At 73.3% G+C, this 25,650-nt stretch carries 17 protein-coding genes and 1 pseudogene; 13 read left to right on the top strand and 5 right to left on the bottom strand.

Annotated elements, in window-relative coordinates; genetic code table 11:
* Positions 1-156: 156 nt before the first annotated feature.
* Positions 157-2,031, top strand: coding sequence for an AMP-dependent synthetase/ligase (locus tag AB0F77_RS14025; RefSeq protein ID WP_361946690.1), 1,875 nt, complete (start codon positions 157-159; stop codon positions 2,029-2,031).
* A 146-nt stretch (positions 2,032-2,177) separates the two neighbouring features.
* On the opposite strand, the pseudogene AB0F77_RS14020 reads toward AB0F77_RS14025, so the two are convergent.
* Together AB0F77_RS14020 and AB0F77_RS14015 are read right to left on the bottom strand one after the other, a co-directional pair.
* Positions 2,178-2,576, bottom strand: a pseudogene (locus AB0F77_RS14020) (response regulator); the annotation flags it as partial.
* Positions 2,573-6,673 (bottom strand): HAMP domain-containing protein, encoded by a 4,101-nt coding sequence (locus AB0F77_RS14015; protein ID WP_361946687.1) that lies wholly within the window; start codon positions 6,671-6,673, stop codon positions 2,573-2,575. The pseudogene AB0F77_RS14020 and the gene AB0F77_RS14015, both read right to left, overlap by 4 nt.
* Positions 6,674-6,775: 102 nt before the next feature.
* On the opposite strand from AB0F77_RS14015, the gene AB0F77_RS14010 reads away from it, so the two are divergent.
* The gene (locus AB0F77_RS14010; protein ID WP_361946684.1) at positions 6,776-8,761 is read left to right on the top strand and encodes an ATP-binding SpoIIE family protein phosphatase; all 1,986 of its coding nucleotides are present in this window, start codon (positions 6,776-6,778) and stop codon (positions 8,759-8,761) included.
* A 494-nt stretch (positions 8,762-9,255) separates the two neighbouring features.
* The gene (gene hemW, locus AB0F77_RS14005; RefSeq protein WP_361946681.1) at positions 9,256-10,488 is read left to right on the top strand and encodes a radical SAM family heme chaperone HemW; all 1,233 of its coding nucleotides are present in this window, start codon (positions 9,256-9,258) and stop codon (positions 10,486-10,488) included.
* A 3-nt stretch (positions 10,489-10,491) separates the two neighbouring features.
* On the opposite strand, the gene AB0F77_RS14000 is transcribed toward hemW, so the two are convergent.
* Positions 10,492-11,304 (bottom strand): DUF3097 domain-containing protein, encoded by an 813-nt coding sequence (locus AB0F77_RS14000; protein ID WP_361946679.1) that lies wholly within the window; start codon positions 11,302-11,304, stop codon positions 10,492-10,494.
* 34 nt (positions 11,305-11,338) lie between these two features.
* Positions 11,339-12,061, bottom strand: coding sequence for an MBL fold metallo-hydrolase (locus tag AB0F77_RS13995; protein WP_361946676.1), 723 nt, complete (start codon positions 12,059-12,061; stop codon positions 11,339-11,341).
* Between the two features lie 253 nt (positions 12,062-12,314).
* Between AB0F77_RS13995 and hrcA the strand changes: the two genes are divergently transcribed.
* From hrcA to AB0F77_RS13950, 9 genes are all read left to right on the top strand, one after another.
* Positions 12,315-13,331 carry a heat-inducible transcriptional repressor HrcA gene (gene hrcA / locus AB0F77_RS13990; RefSeq protein WP_361946673.1) on the top strand — a complete coding sequence of 339 codons (1,017 nt, stop codon included), beginning with the start codon at positions 12,315-12,317 and terminating at the stop codon, positions 13,329-13,331.
* Entirely contained in the window at positions 13,332-14,468 is a 1,137-nt protein-coding gene (gene dnaJ, locus AB0F77_RS13985) for a molecular chaperone DnaJ (protein WP_361946671.1), read from the top strand.
* 101 nt (positions 14,469-14,569) lie between these two features.
* Positions 14,570-15,643, top strand: coding sequence for a nitronate monooxygenase (locus tag AB0F77_RS13980; RefSeq protein WP_361946668.1), 1,074 nt, complete (start codon positions 14,570-14,572; stop codon positions 15,641-15,643).
* The gene (locus tag AB0F77_RS13975) at positions 15,640-16,380 is read left to right on the top strand and encodes a 16S rRNA (uracil(1498)-N(3))-methyltransferase (RefSeq protein WP_361946666.1); all 741 of its coding nucleotides are present in this window, start codon (positions 15,640-15,642) and stop codon (positions 16,378-16,380) included. The genes AB0F77_RS13980 and AB0F77_RS13975 overlap by 4 nt, the downstream gene beginning before the upstream one ends.
* A 168-nt stretch (positions 16,381-16,548) precedes the next feature.
* Positions 16,549-17,070: a hypothetical protein gene (locus tag AB0F77_RS13970; protein ID WP_361946665.1), complete on the top strand. Its 522-nt coding sequence runs from the start codon at positions 16,549-16,551 to the stop codon at positions 17,068-17,070.
* A 144-nt stretch (positions 17,071-17,214) separates the two neighbouring features.
* Entirely contained in the window at positions 17,215-20,361 is a 3,147-nt protein-coding gene (locus AB0F77_RS13965; RefSeq protein WP_361947094.1) for a S41 family peptidase, read from the top strand.
* A gap of 47 nt (positions 20,362-20,408) precedes the next feature.
* On the top strand, positions 20,409-20,762 hold the full coding sequence (locus tag AB0F77_RS13960) for a histidine triad nucleotide-binding protein (protein WP_361946662.1): 354 nt from the start codon (positions 20,409-20,411) through the stop codon (positions 20,760-20,762).
* A gap of 6 nt (positions 20,763-20,768) precedes the next feature.
* Positions 20,769-21,674 (top strand): ribonuclease Z, encoded by a 906-nt coding sequence (locus tag AB0F77_RS13955; protein WP_361946659.1) that lies wholly within the window; start codon positions 20,769-20,771, stop codon positions 21,672-21,674.
* A 20-nt stretch (positions 21,675-21,694) separates the two neighbouring features.
* Complete coding sequence (locus tag AB0F77_RS13950; RefSeq protein ID WP_361946656.1) at positions 21,695-22,687, top strand: adenosine deaminase; 993 nt, start codon at positions 21,695-21,697, stop codon at positions 22,685-22,687.
* A 90-nt stretch (positions 22,688-22,777) separates the two neighbouring features.
* Here the strand turns inward: AB0F77_RS13950 and AB0F77_RS13945 are convergent, their stop codons facing one another.
* A complete protein-coding gene (locus AB0F77_RS13945) occupies positions 22,778-24,040 on the bottom strand; it encodes an MFS transporter (protein ID WP_361946653.1) in 1,263 nt (420 codons plus the stop codon).
* A 252-nt stretch (positions 24,041-24,292) separates the two neighbouring features.
* Between AB0F77_RS13945 and AB0F77_RS13940 the strand changes: the two genes are divergently transcribed.
* Positions 24,293-25,603: a glucarate dehydratase family protein gene (locus AB0F77_RS13940; RefSeq protein ID WP_361946650.1), complete on the top strand. Its 1,311-nt coding sequence runs from the start codon at positions 24,293-24,295 to the stop codon at positions 25,601-25,603.
* The last annotated feature ends 47 nt before the right edge of the window (positions 25,604-25,650 follow it).

Here is a 25,650-nt window from a genome sequence, read left to right as displayed (position 1 = left end):
GTGGGAAGTGACAGGGCGCCGCCCCTTACGCACCGGCGGACCGGGCTCTACCCTGATCTCTGCTCGGATAGTTACTCGCGAGTTAAACAACGAGCCCACCGAGAGCAAACCAGCCGCACTGAGCCAGCCGCACTGTCGCGGGCCCCGGAGGATGTCGTGAGCGACACACAGACCATGATCGAGAACCGTCCGCCGTCCGTGGCGGCCCTCTTCCTGGACCGCGTCGCGGCCACGCCGGACGCCGAGGCATACCGCTACCCCGTACCGCCGGCTTCGGGGCGGGGTCCGGACGACTGGAAGTCGCTGACCTGGGCCCAGGCGGCCGAGCGGGTGTACGCGATCGCGGCCGGCCTGATCGAGCTGGGGGTGCGGCCGGAGCAGCGGGTCGCCCTCGCCTCCGCCACCCGTGTCGAGTGGATCCTCGCCGACCTGGGCATCCTGTGCGCGGGCGCGGCCACGACCACCGTCTACCCGCAGACCAACGCCGAGGAGTCGGCGTTCATCCTCTCCGACTCCGGGAGCCGGGTGCTGATCGCGGAGGACGCGGCCCAGCTCGCCAAGGCGCGCGAGCGGCGTGCCGAGCTGCCCGAGCTGACCCATGTCGTGGTGATCGACCCGGCCGGTGTGGAGACCGGGGACGACGTGCTCACCCTCACCGAGCTGGAGCAGCGTGGCGCCGCCCGGCTGGAGAAGGAACCCCAGCTGATCAAGGAGCGGGTGGGGGCGATCACCAAGGACCAGCTCGCCACCCTCATCTACACCTCCGGCACCACCGGCCGGCCCAAGGGCGTACGGCTGCCGCAGGACAACTGGTCGTACATGGCGAAGGCGATCGCCGCGACCGGGCTGATCAGCGGCGAGGACGTGCAGTACCTGTGGCTGCCGCTGGCGCACGTCTTCGGCAAGGTGCTCACCTCGGGCCAGATCGAGGTCGGCCACGTCACGGCCGTCGACGGCCGCGTCGACAAGATCATCGAGAATCTGCCGGTCGTGCAACCGACCTACATGGCCGCCGTGCCGCGCATCTTCGAGAAGGTCTACAACGGGGTCGCCGCCAAGGCGCGGGCGGGCGGCGCGGCCAAGTACCGGATCTTCCAGTGGGCGGCCGAGGTGGCCCGCGCGTACGCCAGGGCGAGCCAGGACAACTTCCGGCGCACCGGCGCCGCGACCGTGCCGTTCGGGCTGGCCGCCAAGCACCGGGTCGCGGACGCGCTCGTCTACGCCAAGCTGCGCGAGGCGTTCGGCGGGCGGCTGCGGGCCTGTGTCTCCGGCTCGGCCGCGCTCGCGCCCGAGATCGGCTACTTCTTCGCCGGCGCCGGGGTGCACATCCTGGAGGGCTACGGCCTCACCGAGTCGTCGGCCGCGTCCTTCGTCAACCCCGGGGAGGCGTACCGCACCGGCACGGTCGGCAAGCCGCTGCCCGGCTGCGAGGTGCGGGTCGCGGACGACGGCGAGATCCTGCTGCGCGGTCCCGGCATCATGGAGGGCTACCACAAGCTGCCCGAGAAGACCGCGGAGGTGCTGGAGCCGGACGGCTGGTTCCACACCGGGGACATCGGGGAGCTGTCGCCCGACGGGTATCTGCGCATCACCGACCGCAAGAAGGACCTCATCAAGACGTCCGGCGGCAAGTACATCGCGCCCGCCGAGGTGGAGGGGCAGTTCAAGGCGGTGTGCCCGTACGTCTCCAACATCCTGGTGCACGGCGCCGACCGGAACTACTGCACGGCGCTCATCGCCCTGGACGAGCCGTCCATCCTGGAGTGGGCGCGGGAGAACGGGCTGGGCGGGAAGTCCTACGCCGAGGTGGTGGCCGCGCCGCGGACGGTCGCCCTGGTCGAGGGGTACGTGACCGAGCTCAACCAGGGTCTCCAGCGGTGGCAGACGATCAAGAAGTTCCGGCTGCTGCCGAGGGATCTCGACGTGGAGCACGGGGAGGTCACGCCGAGTCTGAAGCTGAAGCGGCCGGTGGTCGAGCGGGAGTACAAGTCGCTCATCGACGACATGTACGCCGGGGCGCGGGAGGCCTGAGGGAGCGCCCAAGGGGGTGGGGCGGGGAGCTTCGTGGCGGCTGCGGGTTCGTTGTGGTTGCTCGCGCAGTTCCCCGCGCCCCTTTGGGGCGCGACTCAGTCCCCTTTGTCCAGCAGGCGGCGTAGTTCGGTCACCTGGGTGCGCAGGCGGTGGAGTTCCAGGAACACGTTCACCTTCGCCCGCAGTACCCAGGGGTCGAACGGCTTGGTCAGGAAGTCGGCGGCACCCGTCGCGTAGCCGCGGAACGCGTACCCCTCGTCCTCCGCGCCCGTGAGGAAGATGATCGGGACGTCCTTCGTCTGGTCCAGGCGTTTGATGTTCGCGGCCGTCTCGAAGCCGTCCATGCCCGGCATGCGGATGTCCAGGAGGACGACAGCGAAGCGCCGGCGGAGCAGGGCCTTCAGCGCCTCCTCGCCCGAACGCGCCCTCGTCATCGGCTCGTTGAGGGAGCCTAGGACGGCCTCCAGTGCCGTCAGGTTGTCCTCCATGTCGTCCACCAGGAGGATGCCGGCATAGGTGTCGGCCGTCGGTGCGGTGCTCGTCATGACGACTCCTCGGCTTGTGTCTCCCGTGCGCCCTCGGGATCGAGGAGCGTGCACACGACCGTCAGCAGCCGGTCGACGTCCACCGGCTTGGGCACGTAGTCGTTGGCGCCGCGCGCGATGGACTTCTCCCGGTCGCCCGGCATCGCCTTCGCGGTCAGCGCGACGATCGGCAGACCCGCCCAGCGCGGGGTGCGGCGGATGGCGGCGATGGTCTCGTAGCCGTCCATCTCCGGCATCATGATGTCCATCAGGACCAGTTCGACGTCCGGATGGCGTTCCAGGGTCTCGATGCCCTCCCGGCCGTTCTCCGCGTACAGCACGGGCATGCCGACCCGGCCCAGCACATGGGTGAGCGCGAAGACGTTGCGGATGTCGTCGTCCACGATCAGCACCCGCCGGCCCGGCAGCACCCGTCCCGCCCGGCCCGTGCGCCACGCCTCCAGCTTGGCGGGGGCCGGCCAGGTGTCGTCGGGGTCGTGCGCGGGCGGGAACGGCTCGGCGGTCCGCTGTCCGGGGAGCGGGGCCGCGGGGGCCTGGGGCTCCGGGGCCGGCGCGTGGCCGGGGCCGACCACCGGGACGTAGAGGGTGAAGGTGGAGCCCCGGCCCGGTTCGCTCTCGGCGACGATACGGCCGCCCAGCAGGCCCGCGATCTCCCGGCTGATGGACAGGCCGAGGCCGGTCCCGCCGTACTTGCGGTTCGTCGTGCCGTCGGCCTGCTGGAACGCCTCGAAGATCACCGGGAGTTTCTCGGGGGCGATGCCGATGCCGGTGTCGGAGACCGCGAAGGCGACCACCTCCTCGCCGTCGCGGGCGTCGGGGTGCTCGGCGTCGCCCACCCGGCTCACCCGCAGCTCGACGCGGCCCGTCGCGGTGAACTTGATCGCGTTGGAGAGCAGGTTGCGCAGGATCTGCTGGAGGCGCTGCTCGTCGGAGTACATCTCGCGCGGCACGTCCGCGCCGACGGCCACCTCCAGGGCCAGCCCCCGGTCCAGGGTGAGCGGGCGGAAGGTCGCGTGGACGTAGTCGAGGAGCTTGATCAGGGGGAGCCGCTTCGGGCGTACGTCCATCCGGCCGGCCTCGATCTTCGACAGGTCCAGGATGTCGTTGATCAGCTGGAGCAGGTCGGAGCCCGAGCGGTGGATCGTCGTCGCGAACTGGACCTCCTGCTCGGAGAGCCGGCCGTCCGGGTTGTCGGAGAGCAACCGGGCCAGGATCAGCAGGGAGTTGAGCGGGGTGCGCAGCTCGTGCGACATGTTGGCCAGGAACTCCGACTTATACTGGGAACTGGTCGCCAGCAGGGCCGCCTTCTCCTCCAGTTCGGCATTGGAGCGCTGCAACTCGGCCTGCTGCTCCTGGAGTTCGTCCGAGCGTTCCTGGAGCTGCATCGCCAGCCGCTGGGACTCCCCGAGCAGCGACTCCGTACGGGAGTTGGCGATGATCGTGTTGATGGCGACACCGATCGTGTTCACGAACTGGTCGAAGAAGGCCAGGTGGACGTCGGAGAAGCGGGAGAACGAGGCGAGTTCGATCACGCCGAGGAGCTTGTCCTCGAAGAGGATCGGGATGATGACGATGGTCGTGGGGGCCGCCTCGCCCAGCCCGCTGCTGATCGTGATGTAGTCCGGGGGCGCCTCCTCCACCAGGATGCGCGTCTTCTCGCGGGCCGCCTGCCGGACCAGCCCGTGCACCGGCAGCCCGCCCGTCTCGACCGTCGCGTCCTGCGCCGCCCCGTACCCGGCGATGAAGGCCAGCCCCTTCGCGGGGACCGTCGTGCGCAGCGAGGCGCCGTCCTCGTCCGGGTCGGCCAGGAAGAACGCGCCGTACTGCGCGTTCACCAGCGGCGTCAGCTCGCGCAGGATCAGGTCGGCGACCTCCATCAGGTCCCGGTGGCCCTGCATCAGCGCGGCGAGCCGGGCCAGGTTGGACTCAAGCCAGTCCTTGGCGCGGGTCGTCTCGCGCAGGTTGGCCACCATCAGGTTGATGTTGTCCTTGAGTTCGGCGACCTCGCCGCGCGCCTCCACGGTGATCGAGCGGGACATGTCGCCCTGGGCCACGGCGGAGGCGACCTCGGCGATCGCGCGGACCTGGGTGGTGAGGTTCAGGGCGAGTTCGTTCACGTTGGTTGTCAGGCGCTTCCAGGTGCCGTACACGCCCTCCACCCGGGCCTGGCCGCCGAGTTGGCCCTCCGAGCCGACCTCACGGGCCACCCGGGTGACCTCCGAGGAGAAGGAGGACAGGGTGTCCACCATGGTGTTGATGGTGGTCTTCAGCTCCAGGATCTCGCCGCGCGCGTCCACGTCGATCTTCTTCGACAGGTCGCCCTGGGCCACGGCGGTGGCCACCTGCGCGATGTTGCGGACCTGTGAGGTCAGGTTGTCGGCCATGTAGTTGACGTTGTCCGTCAGGTCCCGCCAGACGCCCGAGACGCCCAGCACCTGGGCCCGGCCGCCGAGCCTGCCGTCCGTGCCGACCTCGCGGGCCACCCGGGTCACCTCGTCGGCGAAGGCCCGCAGCTGCTCCACCATCGTGTTGACGGTGTCCTTGAGTTCGAGGATCTCGCCGCGCGCGTCAACCGTGATCTTCTTCGACAGGTCCCCGTTGGCGACGGCCGTGGTGACCTGCGCGATGTTGCGGACCTGCGAGGTCAGGTTGAGGGCCATGAAGTTGACGTTGTCGGTGAGGTCCTTCCAGACGCCGGAGACGCCCCGCATCTGGGCCTGACCGCCGAGGTTGCCCTCGGTGCCGACCTCGCGGGCGACGCGGGTGACCTCGTCGGCGAAGGCGGACAGCCGGTCGACCATCGTGTTGATCGTGGACTTCAGCTCCAGGATCTCGCCCTTCGCCTCCACCGTGATCTTCTTCGACAGGTCGCCCTGCGCGACGGCGGTGGACACCAGGGCGATGTTGCGCACCTGGGACGTCAGGTTGTCCGCCATGAAGTTGACGTTGTCGGTGAGGTCCTTCCAGACGCCGGAGACGCCCCGCACCTGCGCCCGGCCGCCGAGGTTGCCCTCGGTGCCGACCTCGCGGGCGACGCGGGTGACCTCGCCGGCGAAGGCGGACAGCTGGTCCACCATCGTGTTGATGGTCGACTTCAGCTCCAGGATCTCGCCCTGCGCGTCGACCGTGATCTTCTGGCTCAGATCGCCGTTGGCGACGGCCGTCGTCACCTGCGCGATGTTGCGGACCTGCGAAGTCAGGTTCGACGCCATGAAGTTGACGTTGTCGGTGAGGTCCTTCCACACCCCCGAGACGCCCCGCGCCTGGGCCCGCCCGCCCAACTGCCCCTCCGTGCCCACCTCGCGGGCCACCCGGGTCACCTCGTCCGCGAAGGCCGAGAGCTGGTCCACCATCGTGTTGACCGTCAGCTTCAGCTCCAGCAGCTCACCGGTCGCCTCCACCGTGACCGTACGGGTCAGATCGCCGCGCGCCACCGCCGTCGTCACCAGGGCGATGTCCCGCACCTGGGCGGTCAGCCGGGCCGCCATCGTGTTGACCGCCTCCGTCACCGCCCGCCAACTGCCCGACAGCCCCCGCACCTTGGCCCGCCCGCCGAGCCGCCCCTCGGTGCCGACCTCGCGGGCCACCCGGGTCACCTCGTCGGTGAACAGGGACAGCTGGTCGACCATCGTGTTCACCGCCCGGCCCAGGCGCCGCATGTCACCGCGCAACTGACGGCTGCCGTCGTGCAGATCGACCCGCTGCGTCAGATCGCCGCCCGCCACCGCGTCCAGCACCCGGGTCGCGTTGGCCGCCGGTGCCACCAGGGCGTCCAGGATCTGGTTGACGTCGTCCACCCGGGACGTCCACGCGCCCTGCCCGGGACTCGCCGACAGCCGCTCGTCCAGCCGCCCGTGCCGCACCAACTCCCGCTTCACCCGCCGCACTTCGGCGTTGAAGTGCTCGGTGCGGTCCATCGTCTGGTTGAAGGCCGCCGTGAGTTCGGCGACGATCCCCTCCCCGTTCTCGGGGAGCTTGGTGAAGTCTCCGTCCCGCGCCGCGATCAGCGCGGCCAGCAGCGGGCGCAGTTCGGATGCGCTGAGTCGTTGCGGATTCTGTCCCTCTTCGAGCAGGCGCGTAGCACTGTTCTCACTCATGGCGGCCCACTTCGGTAACTCGGTGCTTATGAGCGCAGTCAGTCTGTCACCCTGTGCGCATCGACCGAGGTGTATTCGTCCGAACTGCTCCAGGAGCCGGCCATGGGGGCCATACCCACGCAACGGGAGACCGTGTTCCGGGTCCGCGACCCGTCCGCCGCCGCGCACGCCGCCGAGGAGCGCACCCAGCTGCACGCCACCCTGCCCGGCAGCCCCCTCGCGCCCGGCGCCGCCCGCGCCCTGCTGCGCAGCGCGCTCACCGAGTGGACCCGTGGCGGTCTCCTGGCCGGCGAACGGCTCGCCGAGGACGCCCTGCTGGTGCTCAGCGAACTCGTCACCAACGCCGTCGTGCACGCGGGCACCGACGTCGGGATCGTCTGCTCCGCCGACCCCGCGACCGGCACCCTCACCGTCGAGGTCACCGACCACCACCCCTCCCGCGCGCCCCGCGACGACCCCGCAGGACCGCCGCGCGAGGCCCCCGAGTCCGGGCGCGGCCTGCAACTCGTCGCGAACCTCTCCGAGTCCTGGGGCGTCGGCTACCGCACCGGCGCCAAGACCGTGTGGGCCCGGCTGCCCGCCCGGCCGCCGTACCCGGGCGCCGCGGAGCCCGAGCCGGGCGCCGAGGACCACGACGTACGGCTCGCCGGACTGCTCGCACCCGAACCGGGCCGGGACGGACGGGACCGGGACTGGCTGAACCGGGGCGCCCTGTCCTTCCTGGCCGAGGCGTCCGACCTGCTTGCCGGACAGCTCGACGAGAACCTGGTCGCGGCGCTCACCGGACAGCTGATCGTGCCCCGGCTCGCCGACTGGTGCGCGGTGTGGCTGGAGGACGAGTCCACCCGGCGCTGGGGGTCACCCCGCTGGAGCGACGGCACCGGCACGGCCGGACCCCGGCTCGCCCGGGTCTGGCACGGCAGCGAGAACCGCATCGAGGAACTGCGCCGCGCCCTGGAGAAGGACCCACCCCGCCCGCGCGACGCCCGGGGAGCGCCCGCGCCGGAGCACGGCGGGGACTGGGCGGGTTCCGGCCCGGTGCCGTACCCCTGGCCCGGCGCGGCGCTCGGCCCGCACGGCACCGACGGCGCGGCGCTCGCCTACCGGCTGGTCACGGGCGGCCGGCCGGTAGGCACGCTGGTCATCGGGCGGTGCGGGGTGCCGGGGTTCCCCGACGAGATCACCGGGCTCGTCGAGGACCTCGGCCGCCGGGTGGCGCTCGCCATCGGCGCGGCCCGCCGGTACGCCCGCCAGGCCACCATCAGCGAGGTGCTCCAGCGCGGGCTGCTGCCCGGCGCCGTCGCCGAGATCCCGGGGCTGCGCAGCGCGCTCGTCCACGAGCCGTGCGACAAGGGCGGCCCCAGCGGCGACTTCTACGACCTGTTCCCGGCGGGCGACGGCCGCTGGTGCTTCGCGGTCGGCGACGTGCAGGGCAAGGGACCGGAGGCGGCCGTCGTGATCGGTCTCGCCCGGCCCTGGCTGCGGCTGCTCGCCCGCGAGGGGTACGGGGTCGCCGACGTCCTCGACCGCCTCAACCAGCTCCTCCTCGACGACGCCACCGAGGCCGCCGACGCCGCCGCCCGCGCGCTGGCCGTCGCGGGCGGCCGGGCCGTCGCCGACGCCGACCAGCCCCGGTTCCTGTCGCTGCTCTACGGCGAACTGGCCCCCTTCGAGGGCGGCGTCCGCTGCACCCTCGCCTCCGCCGGCCATCCGCTGCCGCTGCTCCTCGGGCCCGGCGGCGAGGTCCGTACGGCGGCCCGGCCGCAGACCCTGCTCGGGGTGATCGAGGACGCCACGTACGTCAGCGAGAGCATCGAGCTGCGGCCCGGGGACAGCCTGCTCTGTGTCACCGACGGGGTGACCGAGCGGCGCTGCGGCTCCCGGCAGTTCGACGACGGCGACGGGCTCGCGCGGGCGCTCGCCGGGTGCGCGGGGCTGAGCGCCGAGCTGATCGCCGAGCGCATCCGGCGCCTGGTCCACGAGTTCGGCACCACCCCACCGGAGGACGACCTGGCCCTCCTGATCCTCCAGGCGGAGCCCTCCGGGCCGACCGGCCGAGCAGCACCCGGCCGGCCCCGGCGCCGATGAGCCGGTCCGCTCCTGGCCGGTCCGGGCCGGGTGACCGGGGCGGTCGTGGACCGCTCCGGGCCGTACGGCCGGTTCCGGTCCGGGCGCCCGACCCGCCCACGGCCGACCCCGCGCCGAGCGGCCGGGCGTACGGGCTGCTCCGGGCGTACGGGCCGTTCCGGGCGGGCTGACTCCGGGTCGGGGGCCGACCCGCCCACGGCCGGCCCCGCGCCGAGCGGCCGGGCGTACGGGCTGCTCCGGGCGTACGGGCCGCTCCGGGAGGGCTGACTCCGGGTCGGGGGCCGATCCGCTCACCGTCGGCCCCGCGCCGAGCGGCCGGGGCGCGCGGGTCGGCTCCGGGGCGGGGAACCGGGTGGGTCGCGGATCGTCGGATCGTTCAGGGCTCGGTGACCGGGGCGTGCGCGGTCTGCTCCGGGCCGGGTGATCCGCCGCCGCGCAGGGGGGCGCCGGGCGGGCGGGACAGGTGGTGGTGGGTGTGCGGGACAATGGGGGACATGCCTTCCGCACTCCCCGACGGTGAGCCCGTGCCCGGCGACGGTGCGCTGCCCGCGTCCGCGCTCGCCGGGTCCGCCGACCGGCCCCTCGGCTTCTACCTGCACGTCCCCTACTGCGCGACCCGCTGCGGCTACTGCGACTTCAACACGTACACCGCCACCGAGCTGCGCGGCACCGGCGGCGTGCTCGCCTCCCGCGACAACTACGCGGACACCCTCGCCGACGAGGTCCGGCTCGCCCGCAAGGTGCTGGGCGACGACCCGCGCGAGGTCCGCACGGTGTTCGTCGGGGGCGGCACGCCCACCCTGCTGGCCGCCGCCGACCTGGTGCGGATGCTGGGGACGATCAGGGACGAGTTCGGCCTCGCGGCCGACGCGGAGGTCACCACCGAGGCCAACCCGGAGTCCGTCGACCCGGCCTACCTCGCCGAGCTGCGCGAGGGCGGCTTCAACCGGATCTCCTTCGGCATGCAGAGCGCCAGGCGCCACGTGCTGGACGTCCTGGACCGCACCCACACCCCCGGCCGCCCGGAGGCATGCGTCGCCGAGGCGCGGGCGGCGGGCTTCGAGCACGTCAACCTCGACCTGATCTACGGCACGCCCGGCGAGTCCGACGACGACTGGCGGGCCTCCCTGGACGCGGCGCTCGGCGCGGGCCCCGACCACGTCAGCGCCTACGCGCTCATCGTGGAGGAGGGCACCCGGCTCGCCCGCCGCATCCGCCGGGGTGAGGTCCCCATGACCGACGACGACGTCCACGCGGACCGCTACCTGATCGCGGACGAGGTGCTGTCGGCGGCGGGCTTCGAGTGGTACGAGGTCTCCAACTGGGCCACCTCGCGGGCCGCCCGCTGTCTGCACAACGAGCTGTACTGGCGCGGCGCCGACTGGTGGGGCGCGGGCCCCGGCGCCCACTCCCACGTCGGCGGGGTGCGCTGGTGGAACGCGAAGCACCCGGGGGCGTACGCGGCGGCGCTCGCGGCGGGCCGCACCCCGGGCGCGGGCCGTGAGGTCCTGACCGACGAGGACCGCAGGGTGGAGCGCGTGCTGCTGGAGCTGCGGCTCCGGGAGGGCGTCCCGCTGTCGCTGCTGCGCCCGGCGGGCCGCACGGCCGCCCACCGCTTCCTGGACGAGGGCCTGCTGGCGCCCGGCGCCTACGACGAGGGACACGCGGTGCTGACCCTGCGCGGCCGGCTGCTGGCGGACGCGGTGGTCAGGGACCTGGTGGACTGACGGTCAGGAGTCCGCCCCGGGCACCGTCACATGGTCGATCAGCCGCTCCACGCACCCCAGCAGCTCCGGCTCCAGGTCCTTGTAGGAGCGGACCCGGGACAGGATCGCCTGCCAGGCCGCGCCGGTGTTGTCCGGCCAGCCCAGCGCCCGGCACACCCCCGTCTTCCAGTCCTGGCCGCGGGGGACGCGCGGCCACTCGGCGATCCCCAGGGCCGACGGCTTCACCGCCTCCCAGACGTCGACGTACGGGTGGCCCACCACCAGGGCGTGCTCGTCGGTCACCGACTGCGCGATCCGCCACTCCTTGCTGCCCGGCACCAGGTGGTCCACCAGCACGCCCAGCCGGGCGTCGGGGCCCGGGGCGAAGTCGGCCACGATCGCCGGCAGGTCGTCCACGCCCTCCAGGTACTCCACGACCACGCCCTCGATGCGCAGGTCGTCGCCCCACACCTTCTCGACCAGCTCGGCGTCGTGGCGGCCCTCGACGTAGATCCGCCCGGCCCGTGCCACCCGCGCGCGGGCCCCGGGCACGGCCACCGAACCGGAGGCGGTGCGGGTGGGACGTCCGGGCGCCGCCGACGGCCGTACGAGCGTGACGGGGCGGCCCTCCAGCAGGAAGCCGCCCGGCCCGAGCGGGAACACACGGTGCTTGCCGAAACGGTCCTCCAGGGTCACCGTGCCCGCCTCGCAGCGGATCACCGCCCCGCAGAAGCCGGTCCCGGGCTCCTCCACCACCAGCCCCGGCTCGGCCGCGACCTCCGGCACGTGCTTCGGCTTCTTCCACGGCGGAGTCAGGTCGGGCGAGTACTGGCGCATTCGCCCGACGATAGGAGAAGCGCCCCGCGCCCACTCACGACACGCCGAAACGCGCGGCCAGGGCGTCGCGTTGGGCCCGTACGAACCCGGCGTCGACCACCGCTCCGTGACCGGGCACGTACAGCGCGTCCTCGCCGCCGAGGGCGAGCAGCCGGTCCAGCGCCGCCGGCCACCGCGAGGGCACCGCGTCGGGGCCGGCCTGCGGTTCGCCGGACTCCTCGACCAGGTCGCCGCAGAAGACCACCTCCCGCTCGCCCGGCACCAGCACCGCCAGGTCGTGCGCCGTGTGCCCCGGGCCCACGTTCGCCAGCAGCGCCTGCCGGCCGTCGCCCAGGTCGAGCGTCCACTCGCCCGAGACCGGATGGCGGGGCGGGGCCAGCGCGGCCACCGCCGCCTCGGCGAGCGCCGCGTCCAGCCCCTCGGCCAGCGCGTCCCGCAGCAGCGCGGCGCGCTCGTACGCGAACACCCCGGCCACGCCCACCGCCGCGTACACCTCGGCCTCCGGGAACGCCGCCGCACCGAGGACATGGTCGAAGTGGGGATGGGTGAGCGCGAGATGGGTCACATCCCGGCCCGTGAGCTGCCGCACCTGCGCGCGCAGTCGGGCGCCCTCCGCCAGGCTCGATCCGGAGTCCACCAACAGGGCCGTGCCCGCGCCGAGGACCAGCCCCACCGTGCAGTCCCACCCCGGCAGTCGGCACCGTGCGACCCTGTCGGTCAGCCGCTCCCAGCGGGCCGCTTCCCATGTCACCGTCATGCACCGACGCTACGCGCTCCGCAGGCGGTGCCGCGACGGCCGTCCGCCGTCCGCGGCACCGCCGGGGCCGGTCGCGCGCACGCGGCGGAGCCGCACAGCGGCACCGTCCCGCGCGCCTTCGGGGCGCTGTCGTCCGGCTTGAGCCTTGCCCCCGGCGTACCCCACGGCCGTACACTGGCCGGAGAAGGCTGGCACTCGACGGTTCAGAGTGCCAGGAAAGGCGCCAAGGGGACGACTTCTGGAGGTGTGCGCGGTGCTGAGTGAACGCAGGCTCCAGGTATTGCGCGCCATCGTCCAGGACTACGTCGGCACCGAGGAGCCGGTGGGCTCCAAGGCGCTCACCGAGCGGCACAACCTCGGTGTGTCCCCGGCGACGGTCCGCAACGACATGGCCGCCCTGGAGGACGAGGGGTTCATCGCGCAGCCGCACACCAGCGCGGGGCGCATCCCCACCGACAAGGGTTACCGGCTGTTCGTCGACAAGCTCGCCGGCGTCAAGCCGATGACGGGACCCGAGCGGCGCGCGATCCAGAACTTCCTCGACGGCGCCGTCGACCTCGACGACGTCGTGGCGCGTACGGTACGGCTGCTCGCGCAGCTCACCCGGCAGGTCGCCGTCGTGCAGTACCCCTCCCTGACCCGCTCGACCGTGCGGCACGTGGAGCTGCTCTCGCTCGCGCCCGCGCGCCTGATGCTCGTGCTGATCACGGACACGGGCCGGGTCGAGCAGCGGATGGTGGACTGCCCGGCGCCCTTCGGGGAGACGTCGCTCGCGGACCTGCGGGCCCGTCTCAACAGCAGGGTCGCCGGCCGGCGCTTCTCGGACGTGCCCCGTCTGGTGGAGGACCTGCCGGACGCGTTCGAGGCCGAGGACCGCGGCACGGTCTCGACGGTGCTCTCCACCCTGCTGGAGACACTGGTCGAGGAGAACGAGGAGCGGCTGATGATCGGCGGCACCGCCAATCTCACCCGCTTCGGACATGACTTCCCCCTCACGATCCGGCCCGTCCTGGAGGCGTTGGAGGAGCACGTGGTGCTCCTCAAGCTGCTGGGCGAGGCCGGCGATTCGGGCGTGACCGTGCGGATCGGTCACGAGAACGCCTATGAGGGACTCAACTCCACGTCCGTGGTGTCGGTCGGCTACGGTTCGGGCGGCGAGGCAGTCGCCAAGCTCGGCGTGGTCGGACCGACCCGCATGGATTACCCGGGAACGATGGGAGCGGTACGCGCAGTGGCACGGTACGTCGGACAGATCCTGGCGGAGTCGTAAGTGGCCACGGACTACTACGCCGTTCTCGGCGTGCGCCGCGACGCGTCGCAGGATGAGATCAAGAAGGCCTTCAGGCGACTCGCGCGCGAGCTTCACCCGGACGTGAATCCGGACCCGAAGACGCAGGAGCGCTTCAAGGAGATCAACGCCGCCTACGAGGTCCTGTCGGACCCGCAGAAGAAACAGGTCTACGACCTCGGCGGCGACCCGCTCTCCCAGTCCGGCGGCGGAGGCGCGGGCGGCTTCGGGGCGGGCGGCTTCGGCAACTTCTCCGACATCATGGACGCGTTCTTCGGCACGGCGTCGCAGCGCGGGCCGCGCTCGCGCACCCGCCGGGGCCAGGACGCCATGATCCGGATCGAGGTCGAGCTGGACGAGGCGGCCTTCGGCACCACGAAGGACATCCAGGTCGACACGGCCGTCGTCTGCAACACCTGCAACGGCGAGGGCGCCGCGCCCGGCACCAGCGCGCAGACCTGTGACATGTGCCGGGGCCGCGGTGAGGTCTCGCAGGTCACCCGATCCTTCCTGGGCCAGGTCATGACCTCCCGGCCCTGCCCCCAGTGCCAGGGCTTCGGCACGGTCGTCCCGACCCCGTGCCCCGAGTGCGCGGGCGACGGCCGGGTGCGCTCGCGGCGGACGCTGACCGTCAAGATCCCGGCCGGCGTCGACAACGGCACGCGCATCCAGCTGGCCGGCGAGGGCGAGGTCGGTCCGGGCGGCGGTCCCGCGGGCGATCTGTACGTCGAGATCCACGAGCTGCCGCACAGCACCTTCCAGCGGCGCGGCGACGACCTGCACTGCACGGTGACGATCCCGATGACGGCGGGCTCGCTCGGTACGAAGGTGCCGCTGGAGACCCTGGACGGCATGGAGGAGATCGACATCCGTCCGGGCACCCAGTCCGGCCAGTCGATCCCGCTGCACGGCCGGGGCGTCACGCATCTGCGCGGCGGCGGCCGGGGCGACCTGATCGTCCACGTCGAGGTCCAGACGCCGACCAAGCTCGACCCCGAACAGGAACGCGTCCTGCGCGAACTGGCCAAGCTCCGCGGCGAGGAACGCCCCCAGGGCCAGTTCCAGCCGGGTCAGCAGGGTCTGTTCTCCCGGCTGAAGGACGCTTTCAACGGTCGCTGAGCCGAGCCGCGCCCCCGACGGTCGCCGACCTCCTTGCCAGGGGCCTATGCCAAGGGAAGGGTGGGTTCGGAGTTGTTCGGAGGACGTGACAACATGCCGTCATGTCCTCCGCGCTGACCGATCTCTTCCCACATCCGATCGTGCAGGCCCCGATGGCGGGCGGCGTCTCCCTGCCGCAGCTCGCCGCCGCCGTCTCCGAGGCGGGCGGTCTGGGGTTCCTCGCCGCCGGGTACAAGACCGCCGACGGCATGTACCAGGAGATCAAGCAGCTGCGGGGGCTGACCGGTAGGCCGTTCGGCGTGAACCTCTTCATGCCGCAGTCCGAGCAGGCCGACCCCGCCGCCGTGGAGGTCTACTCCCACCAGCTCGCAGGCGAGGCCGCCTGGTACGAGACGGAGCTCGGCGACCCGGACAGCGGCCGCGACGACGGCTACGACGCCAAGCTCGCCGTCCTCGTCGACGACCCGGTGCCGGTCGTCTCCTTCCACTTCGGCGTCCCGACCCGCGAGGTCGTCGACTCCCTGCACCGCGTCGGCACCTTCACCCTGGTCACCGCGACCACCGCCGAGGAGGCCCTCGCCGTGCAGCGCTCCGGCGCCGACGCGGTGATCGCCCAGGGCGCGGAGGCCGGCGGCCACCAGGGCACCCACCGCGACATCGCCGAGAACGACGGCTCCTCCGTCGGCCTGCTCTCCCTCGTCGCGCAGATCCGCGAGACCGTGGAGATCCCGGTCGTCGCCGCCGGCGGCATCATGCGCGGCGGCCAGATCGCCGCCGTCCTCGCGGCCGGCGCGAGCGCCGCCCAGCTCGGCACCGCGTTCCTCGCCACCCCCGAGTCCGGTGCCGCCGCCGCGCACAAGGACGCGCTGACCAACCCGCTGTTCACGCGGACGGCACTCACCCGCGCCTTCTCCGGGCGGCCCGCGCGCGGCCTGGTCAACCGCTTCATGCGCGAGCACGGCCCGTACGCCCCCGCCGCCTACCCCGAGGTCCACCACCTGACCTCCCCGCTGCGCAAGGCCGCCGCCAAGGGCGGCGACGCGCAGGGCATGGCGCTGTGGGCGGGACAGGGGCACCGCATGGCCCGCGACCTGCCCGCCGCACGGCTGGTGGAGGTCCTGACCGCCGAACTCGCCGAGGCGCGCGCCGTCCTCGCCGCCGAGGGCGCCCGGTGACGGCGCCGGTCTTCGTCGTCGAGCACTTCCGCGCGGACAGCGGCGGCCGCTACGTCCTGGACGGACCCGAAGGACGGCACGCGGTCTCCGTGAAGCGCCTCCAGGCGGGGGAGGAGGTCGTCCTCACGGACGGCGCCGGACGCTACGCGGTGTGCGACGTGCTCGGCACCGAGGGCAAGGACCGGCTGGTGGTGCACATGGCCCCGGTGGAGGAGGAGCCGGAGCGGGCACCCCGGATCACCGTCGTCCAGGCGCTGCCCAAGGGCGACCGGGGCGAGCTGGCCGTCGAGACCATGACCGAGGTCGGCGTCGACGCGATCGTGCCGTGGCAGGCCGCCCGCTGCATCACCCAGTGGAAGGGCGAGCGCGGACTCAAGGCGCTCGGCAAGTGGCGGGCCACCGCCCGCGAGGCCGGCAAGCAGTCCCGCCGGGTGCGCTTCCCGGAGGTCGCGGACGCGGCCACGGGCAAGCAGGTCGCCGCCCTCCTCGCCCGGGCCGACTTCGCCGCCGTGCTCCACGAGAGCGGCACCGCCCCGCTCGCCACCGCCGAACTCCCCGCCGAGGGCGAGATCGTGCTCGTCGTCGGCCCCGAAGGCGGCGTCTCCCCCGAGGAGTTGGCACTGTTCGAGGAGGCGGGCGCACGGGCGTACGTCCTCGGGCCGACCGTGCTGCGCACCTCCACCGCCGGGACCGCGGCGGCGGCCCTGCTCCTCGGACGCACCGGCCGCTGGTCCTGAACCCCGGCCCGCGGCCGGGTCCCCCTTCCGTGACGTGCGCGAACACATGAGTGGTCGTCGGCGCCCTACCGCCCCATCCGCGGCGGTGGCAGGCTGCCGTCCATGGGGGTGTTGAGGTCGGTCCGGCACAGGGGCCCCGGAACGCGCGGGACGCGCGGGACGCGGGCGGTGGCCTTCGCGGGCCTCGCGGCGCTGGCCGTGGGCGGCGCCGTGGCGTGCGACCCGGGCGGCCTGAGCACGGCGACCGTCTCCTACACCACCGACCGGACCGCGACCGCCGAACTCCAGCGCCGGCACGTCGGCGTGCGCTGGCTGACCTGCACCGGCGACTACGGCGACCGGTCCGGGGCCTCCGGCGGACCGGCGCCCTCGGCCACCGGGACCACCACCACCGTCGTCGCCGTCGACTGCCAGGGCCGCACCACCGACGACCGGAGGATCACCGTCACCGGCCGGGTGACCCGGGCCGTGGGCGGCGCCTGCGTGCGCGGCGATCTGGTCGCCGCGGTGGACGGGGACCAGGTCTTCCGCGTCGACGGACTCGGCGACTGCGGCGCAGCTCCCAGCGCGGTGGGGACCCCGCCCGCGGGCGGCGGGGTGCCGCGGCCCGGACCGACGGTCACCGTCACCGTCACCCGGACCATCTGGTGCGTGGGCGACCCCAGTTGCGGGCCCGTGGAAGGCAAGTGATCGCAGGGGTGTCCGCCGAGGTCGCGCCATGCTTAAGGTGATCGGGTGACTGAGTCCACATCGGCGGGTTCCGCGCATTCGACCACATCGACGCCTTCAACAGCTTCTTCCTCGTATGTCCGATTCCCCCATCTCCGGGGCGACCTGGTCGCCTTCACCGCCGAGGACGACGTCTGGCTCGCCCCCCTCGACGGCGGCCGGGCCTGGCGGGTCAGCGCCGACAACGTGCCGGTGACCCTGCCGCGCATCTCGCCCGACGGCACCACCGTCGCCTGGACCTCCACCCGCGACGGCGCTCCCGAGGTGCACGTCGCCCCGGTGGCCGGCGGCCCCGCCGACCGCCTCACCCACTGGGGGAGTTGGCGCACCCAGGTGCGCGGCTGGACCCCCGACGGCAAGGTCCTCGCGATCAGCACCCAGGGCCAGGCCAGCCTGCGCCGCAGCTGGGCGCGGGCCGTCCCGCTCGACGGCGGACCGGCCGACACCCTGCCCTACGGGCCCGTCGGCGACGTCGCGTTCGGCCCGGCCACCGTGCTGCTGTCCGCGCCGATGGGCCGCGAGGCCGCCTGGTGGAAGCGCTACCGGGGCGGCACCGCGGGCAAGTTGTGGATCGACCGGGAGGGCGACGGCGAGTTCGTCCGGCTGCACCAGGACCTCGACGGCAACCTGGAGTTCCCGCTGTGGGTGGGCGAGCGCGTCGGGTTCCTCTCCGACCACGAGGGCACCGGCGCCCTCTACTCCTCCCTCGCCGACGGCTCCGACCTGCGCCGCCACACGCCCCTCGACGGCTTCTACGCCCGCCACGCCGCCACCGACGGACAGCGTGTCGTCTACGTCGCCGGCGGTGAACTCCGGCTGCTCGACGACCTGGAGGGCGCCGAGCCCAGGCGGCTCGACGTGCGGCTCGGCGGACCGCGCCTCGACCTGCGGCCGTACCCGCTGAAGGCGTCCCGCTGGTTCGGCGAGGCGTCCCCCGACCACACCGCGCGCGGCAGCGCGGTCGTCGTGCGCGGCGCCGTCCACTGGGTCACCCACCGCGCCGGCCCCGCCCGCGCCCTGTCCGCCCGGCCCGGCGTACGGGCCCGGCTGCCGCGCGCCTTCCGCGCCGAGGGCGAGGAGTGGGCGGTGTGGGTGACCGACGCCGAGGGCGAGGACGCCCTGGAGTTCGCCCCCGCCACCGGCCCGGTCCCCGGCGCCATCCCGCGCCGGCTCGCCGCCGGACAGCTCGGCCGGGTCCTGGAGCTGGCCATGTCGCCCGACGGCAGCCGGGCCGCGGTCGCCTCGCACGACGGACGGCTGCTGCTCGTCGAGCGGGAGACCGGCGAGGTCCGCGAGGTCGACCGCAGCGCCGACGGCGACGTGTCCGGGCTCGCCTTCTCGCCCGACTCGGCCTGGCTCGCCTGGTCCCACCCCGGCCCGCGCCCCCTGTCCCAGCTGCGCATCGCCCACACCACCGACCTGTCGGTCACCGAGGCGACCCCGCTGCGCTTCCAGGACTACGCGCCCGCCTTCACCCAGGACGGCAAGCACCTCGCGTTCCTGTCGACCCGCTCCTTCGACCCGGTCTACGACGAGCACGTCTTCGACCTGGCCTTCGTGGTCGGCGACCGCCCGCACCTGATCACGCTGGCCGCGACCACGCCCTCCCCGTTCGGCCCGCAGCGGCACGGCCGGCCCTTCGAGACCCCCGACCGCGACGAGACGCCCGACAGCGAGGGCACCCCGGTCACCCGCATCGACCTGGAGGGCCTGGCCGACCGCATCGTGCCGTTCCCCGTCGAGGCCGGCCGCTACTCCAACCTGCGGGCCGCGAAGGACGGCGTGCTCTGGCTCAGGCACCCCGTGCAGGGTGTCCTCGGCGCGTCCCGGGCCACCCCCGACGACCCCGACCCCAAGACCGAGCTGGAGCGCTACGACCTCGCCCAGCACCGCCTGGAGCACCTGGCCGCCGACGCCGACCACTTCGAGGTCAGCGGCGACGGCAAACGCGTCCTGCTGTGGGCGGACGACCGGCTGCGGCTCGTGCCGAGCGACCGGCGGACCGGGTCCGACGACGACGGCGACACCAGCGTCGGCGTCGACCTCTCCCGCATCCGGCAGACCGTCGACCCGGCCGCCGAGTGGCGGCAGATGTTCGACGAGACCGGCCGGATCATGCGCGACCAGTTCTGGCGGCCCGACCTCAGCGGCGTCGACTGGCAGGGCGTCCTCGACCGCTACCGTCCCGTCCTCGACCGGATCGCCACCCACGACGACCTCGTGGACCTCCTGTGGGAGGTGCAGGGCGAACTCGGCACCTCCCACGCCTATGTCACCCCGCGCGGCGGCTTCGGCTCCGGCGCCCGCCAGGGGCTGCTCGGCGCCGACATCTCCCGCCACCGGGACGGCAGTTGGCGCATCGACCGGATCCTGCCCTCGGAGACCTCCGACCCGGCCGCCCGCGCCCCCCTCGCCGCGCCCGGTGTCGCGGTGCGCGCCGGGGACACGATCGTCGCCGTCGGCGGCCACCCCGTCCAACCGGTGACCGGACCCGCGCCCCTGCTGGTCGGCACCGCCGGACGCGCCGTCGAGCTGACGATCTCACCGGCCGGCGGCGGCGACCTCAGGTACGCGGTGGTCGTCCCGATCGCCGACGAGGAGCCGCTGCGCTACCACGACTGGGTCGCCGGCCGGCGCGCCTACGTCCACGAGCGCTCCGGCGGGCGGCTCGGCTACCTCCACGTGCCCGACATGCAGGCCCCCGGCTGGGCGCAGATCCACCGTGACCTGCGGGTCGAGGTGGTCCGCGAGGGGCTGGTGGTCGACGTGCGCGAGAACCGGGGCGGGCACACCTCCCAACTCGTCGTGGAGAAGCTGGCCCGGCGGATCGTCGGCTGGGTGCTGCCGCGCGGGCTGCGGCCGTACAGCTATCCGCAGGACGCGCCCCGCGGGCCGGTGGTGGCCGTCGCCAACGAGTTCTCCGGGTCGGACGGCGACATCGTCAACGCGGCGATCCGCGCCCTCGGCATCGGGCCCGTCGTCGGCACCCGCACCTGGGGCGGTGTCGTCGGCATCGACAGCCGTTACCGCCTGGTCGACGGCACCCTGGTCACCCAGCCCAAGTACGCCTTCTGGCTGGAGGGTTACGACTGGGGCGTGGAGAACCACGGCGTGGACCCGGACGTCGAGGTGTTCCAGCGCCCCCAGGACTGGGCGGCCGGCCGCGACCCCCAGCTGGACGAGGCGATCCGGCTGGCCCTGGAGTCCCTGGAGGAGCGGCCCGCGAAGACACCGCCGGGTCTGCCGACCTGACGACGCTACGATGCCCGGGACGCGATCGATCTCTCGGAGGGAACGGTATGGCCGGGGAGCCGCAGGACGACTGCCTGTTCTGCAAGATCGTCGGGGGACACGTCCCGGCGACGATCATCCGTGAGACGGACACGACGGTCGCGTTCCGGGACATCAACCCCCAGGCGCCCACGCACGTCCTGGTGATCCCGAAGGTCCACTACGAGAACGCCGCCCTGCTCGCCGCCGCCGAACCGGCCGTCGCCGCGGACCTGCTGCGCGAGACCCAGGCCGTCGCCGACGACGAGAAGCTGGACAGCTACCGTGTCGTCCTGAATACCGGCAGCGGCGCCGGCCAGACCGTCTGGCACGCCCACGCGCACGTCCTCGGCGGGCGCGGCCTCCACTGGCCCCCCGGATAGGTCGCCGTGTCCGTCCGTGAACTGGTGGTGCTCGGCACCGCCAGCCAGGTCCCGACCCGGCACCGCAACCACAACGGCTATCTGCTGCGCTGGGACGGCGAGGGCCTGCTGTTCGACCCCGGCGAGGGCACCCAGCGCCAGATGCTGCGCGCCGGGGTCGCCGCCCACGACCTCAACCGGATCTGCGTCACGCACTTCCACGGGGACCACTCGCTGGGCCTGGCCGGGGTGATCCAGCGGATCAACCTCGACCAGGTCCCGCACCCGGTCACCGCCCATTACCCGCGCTCGGGGCAGCGCTTCTTCGACCGGCTGCGGTACGCCACCGCCTACCGGGAGACCGTCGGGGTCACCGAGGCCCCGGTGGACGCCGACGGCGACCTGGTGACGGGCCCGCCGTACACGCTCGGGGCCCACCGGCTCTCGCACCCCGTGGAGTCCTACGGCTACCGGCTCGTCGAACCCGACGGGCGCCGCATGCTGCCCGAACGGCTCGCCGCGCACGGCATCACGGGGCCCGACGTGGGACGGCTCCAGCGCGAGGGCGCGCTGCGCGGGGTGACGTTGGAGGAGGTCAGCGAGGTGCGGCGCGGGCAGCGGTTCGCGTTCGTCATGGACACCCGGCTGTGCGAGGGCGTGCACGCACTGGCCGAGGGATGCGACCTGCTGGTCATCGAGTCCACGTTCCTCGACGAGGACGCCGGACTCGCCGACGAGCACGGCCATCTGACGGCCGGGCAGGCGGCGGCGGTGGCGCGGGAGGCGGGCGTGCGGCACCTGGTGCTCACCCACTTCAGCCAGCGCTACACCGACCCCGAGGAGTTCGAACGGCAGGCACGGGCCGCCGGGTTCGACGGGGAGCTGACCGTGGCGCGGGATCTGCTCCGAGTGCCGGTTCCGAAGCGCAGGTAGATCCGCCGTACGATGCTTTGATGGCGCTCCCCAAAGCTGAACTGCACCTGCACATCGAAGGCACTCTGGAGCCCGAGCTGGCGTTCGCGCTGGCCGCTCGCAACGGTGTCCAGCTGACGTACGCCGACACGGACGCGCTGCGCGAGGCGTACCGGTTCGCCGACCTCCAGTCCTTCCTGGACCTCTACTACGAGCTGATGGCCGTCCTGCGCACCGAGCGGGACTTCGAGGACCTCGCGAACGCGTACCTGGCCCGCGCCGCCGCGCAGGGGGTGCGGCACGCGGAGATCTTCTTCGATCCGCAGGCCCATCTGGCGCGGGGCGTGGCGATGGGCACGGTCGTGGAGGGGCTGTGGCGGGCGCTCGGCCCCAGTGAGCGGAACCACGGGGTCTCCACGCGGTTGATCATGTGCTTCCTGCGGGACGAGTCCGCGGAGTCGGCGCTGGCCACGCTGGAGGCCGCGAAGCCGTATCTGGACCGGATCGTCGGGGTGGGGCTCGACTCCGCCGAGGTGGGGCATCCGCCGGCGAAGTTCCGCGAGGTGTACGCGGCCGCGGCGGCGCTCGGGCTGCGGCGGGTGGCGCACGCGGGGGAGGAGGGGCCGCCGGAGTACGTCACCGAGGCGCTGGACGTCCTCGGGGCCGAGCGGATCGACCACGGGCTGCGCTGTCTGGAGGACCCGACGCTGGTCGAGCGGCTGGTGCGGGAGCGGGTGCCGCTGACGGTGTGTCCGCTGTCCAACGTGCGGCTGCGGGCCGTGGCCGAGCTGTCCGCGCATCCGCTGGCCGCGATGCTCGACGCGGGGCTGCTGTGCACGGTCAACTCGGACGACCCGGCGTACTTCGGGGGGTACGCGGGGGACAACTTCGACGCGGTGCGCTCGGCGCTGGGCCTTGGCGAGGAAAGGTTGCGTGAGCTGGCGCGGAATTCCTTCCTGGCGGCGTTCCTTGACGACGACGAGGAGCTGCGCCGCCGCTACCTCGCGGAGGTCGCCGCGTATTCGTTCCACTAGGTCTGCCGGGTCGGTGTCGGTGCCCGGTGTTGCTCCGCCCGTCCGGGGGCTGCCGCCCCCGGGCCCCCGCTTCGGCCTCCGGCCTCGTCCTCAAACGCCGGACGGGCTGGGAGTGTTGCGGCCGGGCTGGAGAGCTTCGGTGGCCTGGAGAACCTCCGGCGACCGCATGACCTCCGGCGACCGTACGATCTCCGTCTGCTGGAAGACTTCCGTCGGCTGGAAGACCTCCGTCGTGCGGGGGGTGCGGGCCACCAGGGTCATGGGGATGGCCACCAGGAGGAGGGCCGCGGCGAGGATCAGGCCCATCGTCGGGAAGCCCGCCCAGGTCGCCAGGGCGCTGCCCGTGAGGGGGCCCGCGGCCGTGCCGAGGGAGGAGGCCGAGCCGACGAAGACCGCCCAGCGGCCGCGTGGGTCCAGGGAGGCGGCGAGGCCGAGCAGGTAGGAGAGCACGATCGGGTACAGCGTGTTCCAGGCGATCTCGCCCGTGGCGAACGTCCGCAGGTCGTCGGCGCCCGCGCTGAGCGCCACGCACACCGCGATGAGCACCGTGCCGATGCCGATGGGCGCCGCCCGGCCGAGCCGGGTGCCGAGCGCCCCGGCGCCCACCACCCCGACCAGCCCCGCGCCGAGCGCGATCGCGAAGACCGCGCCGACCGTGACCTCGGTCAGCCGCGCCTGGCCGAGGCCGATGCGGCCGCTGACGCCCCACAGCGCGTTCTGCACGAGCGACCAGCACGGCATGGCGGCGGCCAGGAGCAGCCCGGCCCGGCGGTGCGGCAGCGGGGCGCCGACCTGTTCCCGGATGCGCGGGGCGGCCGTACGGCCGGGCAGCCGGGACGTCGGCGGCCAGACGGCCGCCGCGGTCAGGGCGAGCGCGGCGAGCGGCTGTCCGTGGCCCGCGCCGAGGTGCGGGATCGTCAGGTAGAAGGCGCCGGCGAGTGCGGAGACGCCGAGCAGGCCGAGGGTGGCGGTGCGGTGCGGGTCGCGCTGCGCGGCGATGCCGGACGCGGCGACCGCGGTGATCGTCCCGGAGCCGAAGCCGCCGAGCATCGCGCCGGCGACGACGGCCGGTACGGAGGCGGTGAGCGCGGCGCCGCCGTAGCCGAGGACGGCGAGCAGCAGGCCGGCGCGGGCGAGGGCGCGCGCCCCGACGCGGTCGACGCGTGAGGCGAGGAGGAAGCCGGCCGCGGCCGAGCTCAGCAGCAGCGCGCTGCCGACGGCGCCCGCCTCGGTGGCGGACAGCGGCAGACCGGCGTCGAGGCGGCCGACGGTAGTCGGCAGCAGATAGGGGGCGAGGTACCCGGCCGTGAAGAGGGCGAGCAGGGGCCAGGGCAGGGTGCGGGGGGCGGACACGGGCGTTCCCAGGGCAAACGAAAGGAGCGGCTCGAAAAGGGGGGGAGGCGCCGACCGTCGACGGACAGGAACGCGCGGGCAATTTGTATCAAGCACGCGGTGCCGGAAAAAGAGCGGCCGATGTGATCTGGATCACTCTTTGTTTGGGACGGGGAACCCCGGGTAGCTGCCCTGATTTTAGCGTCGGGCACCTCGCCGGGGTGGCGTTGACGCCCTCAGGTTCAGCTACCTAATCTTTGTCTTCATACGTGGATGACATCTGGATGGAAAGATGTCGGACCCGACGTCGTAGGAGCCCCTGTGAACCTCGCCATCACCGACGTACGGCTGACACCGATCCTGGTCGCCGATCCGCCGCTGCTGAACACCCAGGGCGTCCACCAGCCGTGCACCCCCCGGCTGATCGTGGAGGTGGAGACGGCCGACGGGACCACCGGGGTCGGCGAGACCTACGGCGACACCAAGTACCTGGAACTCGCCCGGCCGTTCGCCGGGCGGCTGACGGGGCGCCAGGTGACCGACCTCAACGGGCTGTTCACACTCGCGGACGAGGTCGCCGTGGACGCCTCACGGGTGTCCGACGCCGTCGACGTGGGCGGGCTGCGCGGCGTCCAGACCGCCGACAAGCTGCGGCTGTCCGTCGTCTCCGCCTTCGAGGTCGCCTGCCTCGACGCCCTCGGCAAGGCCCTCGGCCTGCCCGTGCACGCCCTGCTCGGCGGCAAGGTCCGCGACAGCGTCGAGTACAGCGCCTACCTCTTCTACAAGTACGGCGGCGACGACTGGGGCGCGGCCCTCGACCCGGCCGGAGTCGTCGCGCAGGCACGGAAGTTCACCGAGCGCCACGGCTTCACCTCGTTCAAGCTCAAGGGCGGCGTCTTCCCGCCCGACGAGGAGATCGCCGCCGTACGCGCCCTCGCCGAGGCGTTCCCCGGACACCCCCTGCGCCTCGACCCCAACGGCGCCTGGTCGGTGGAGACCTCGATCAAGGTCGCCGAGGAGCTCGGGGACGTCCTCGAATACCTGGAGGACCCCGCCCTCGGCACCCCCGCCATGGCCGAGGTCGCCGCCGCGACCGGGGTGCCCCTCGCCACCAACATGTGCGTGACCACCTTCGCGGAGATCCCGGAGGCGTTCACCCGGGGCGCCGTCCAGGTCGTCCTGTCCGACCACCACTACTGGGGCGGGCTGCGCAACACCCAGCGGCTCGCCGCCGTCTGCCGCACCTTCGGCGTCGGCGTCTCCATGCACTCCAACACCCACCTCGGAATCAGCCTCGCCGCGATGACCCATGTCGCCTCGACCGTCCCGGACCTCCACCACGCCTGCGACTCCCACTACCCCTGGCAGTCGGAGGACGTGCTCACCGAGCGCCTCGCCTTCACCGGCGGCCGGGTCACCGTGTCCGACGCCCCCGGCCTCGGCGTCGAACTCGACCGCGACCGGCTGGCGTTCCTGCACCAACGGTGGCTCGACGACTCCGGCACGCTGCGCGAGCGCGACGACGCGGCCGCCATGCGCGTCGTCGACCCCGCCTGGGTCACGCCCACCGTGCCCCGCTGGTAGACACCGGCCGGCCCCGCCCCCCGGACCCTTCCGGAGTGAGCGTCCCC

The sequence above is a fragment of the Streptomyces sp. NPDC026672 genome, assembly GCF_040638185.1.
Classification (GTDB): Bacteria; Actinomycetota; Actinomycetes; order Streptomycetales; family Streptomycetaceae; genus Streptomyces.
Note: the sequence above shows the minus strand (reverse complement) of the source record. Positions and strands in the feature narration are given on the sequence as shown.

Coding starts and splice junctions, on each gene's coding strand:
- AB0F77_RS14015 (WP_361946687.1), bottom strand. CDS start 6,673: ATGAGTGAGAACAGTGCTACGCGCCTGCTCGAAGAGGGACAGAATCCG.
- AB0F77_RS14010 (WP_361946684.1), top strand. CDS start 6,776: ATGGGGGCCATACCCACGCAACGGGAGACCGTGTTCCGGGTCCGCGAC.
- hemW (WP_361946681.1), top strand. CDS start 9,256: ATGCCTTCCGCACTCCCCGACGGTGAGCCCGTGCCCGGCGACGGTGCG.
- AB0F77_RS14000 (WP_361946679.1), bottom strand. CDS start 11,304: ATGCGCCAGTACTCGCCCGACCTGACTCCGCCGTGGAAGAAGCCGAAG.
- AB0F77_RS13995 (WP_361946676.1), bottom strand. CDS start 12,061: ATGACGGTGACATGGGAAGCGGCCCGCTGGGAGCGGCTGACCGACAGG.
- AB0F77_RS13980 (WP_361946668.1), top strand. CDS start 14,570: ATGTCCTCCGCGCTGACCGATCTCTTCCCACATCCGATCGTGCAGGCC.
- AB0F77_RS13960 (WP_361946662.1), top strand. CDS start 20,409: ATGGCCGGGGAGCCGCAGGACGACTGCCTGTTCTGCAAGATCGTCGGG.
- AB0F77_RS13950 (WP_361946656.1), top strand. CDS start 21,695: ATGGCGCTCCCCAAAGCTGAACTGCACCTGCACATCGAAGGCACTCTG.
- AB0F77_RS13940 (WP_361946650.1), top strand. CDS start 24,293: ATGACATCTGGATGGAAAGATGTCGGACCCGACGTCGTAGGAGCCCCT.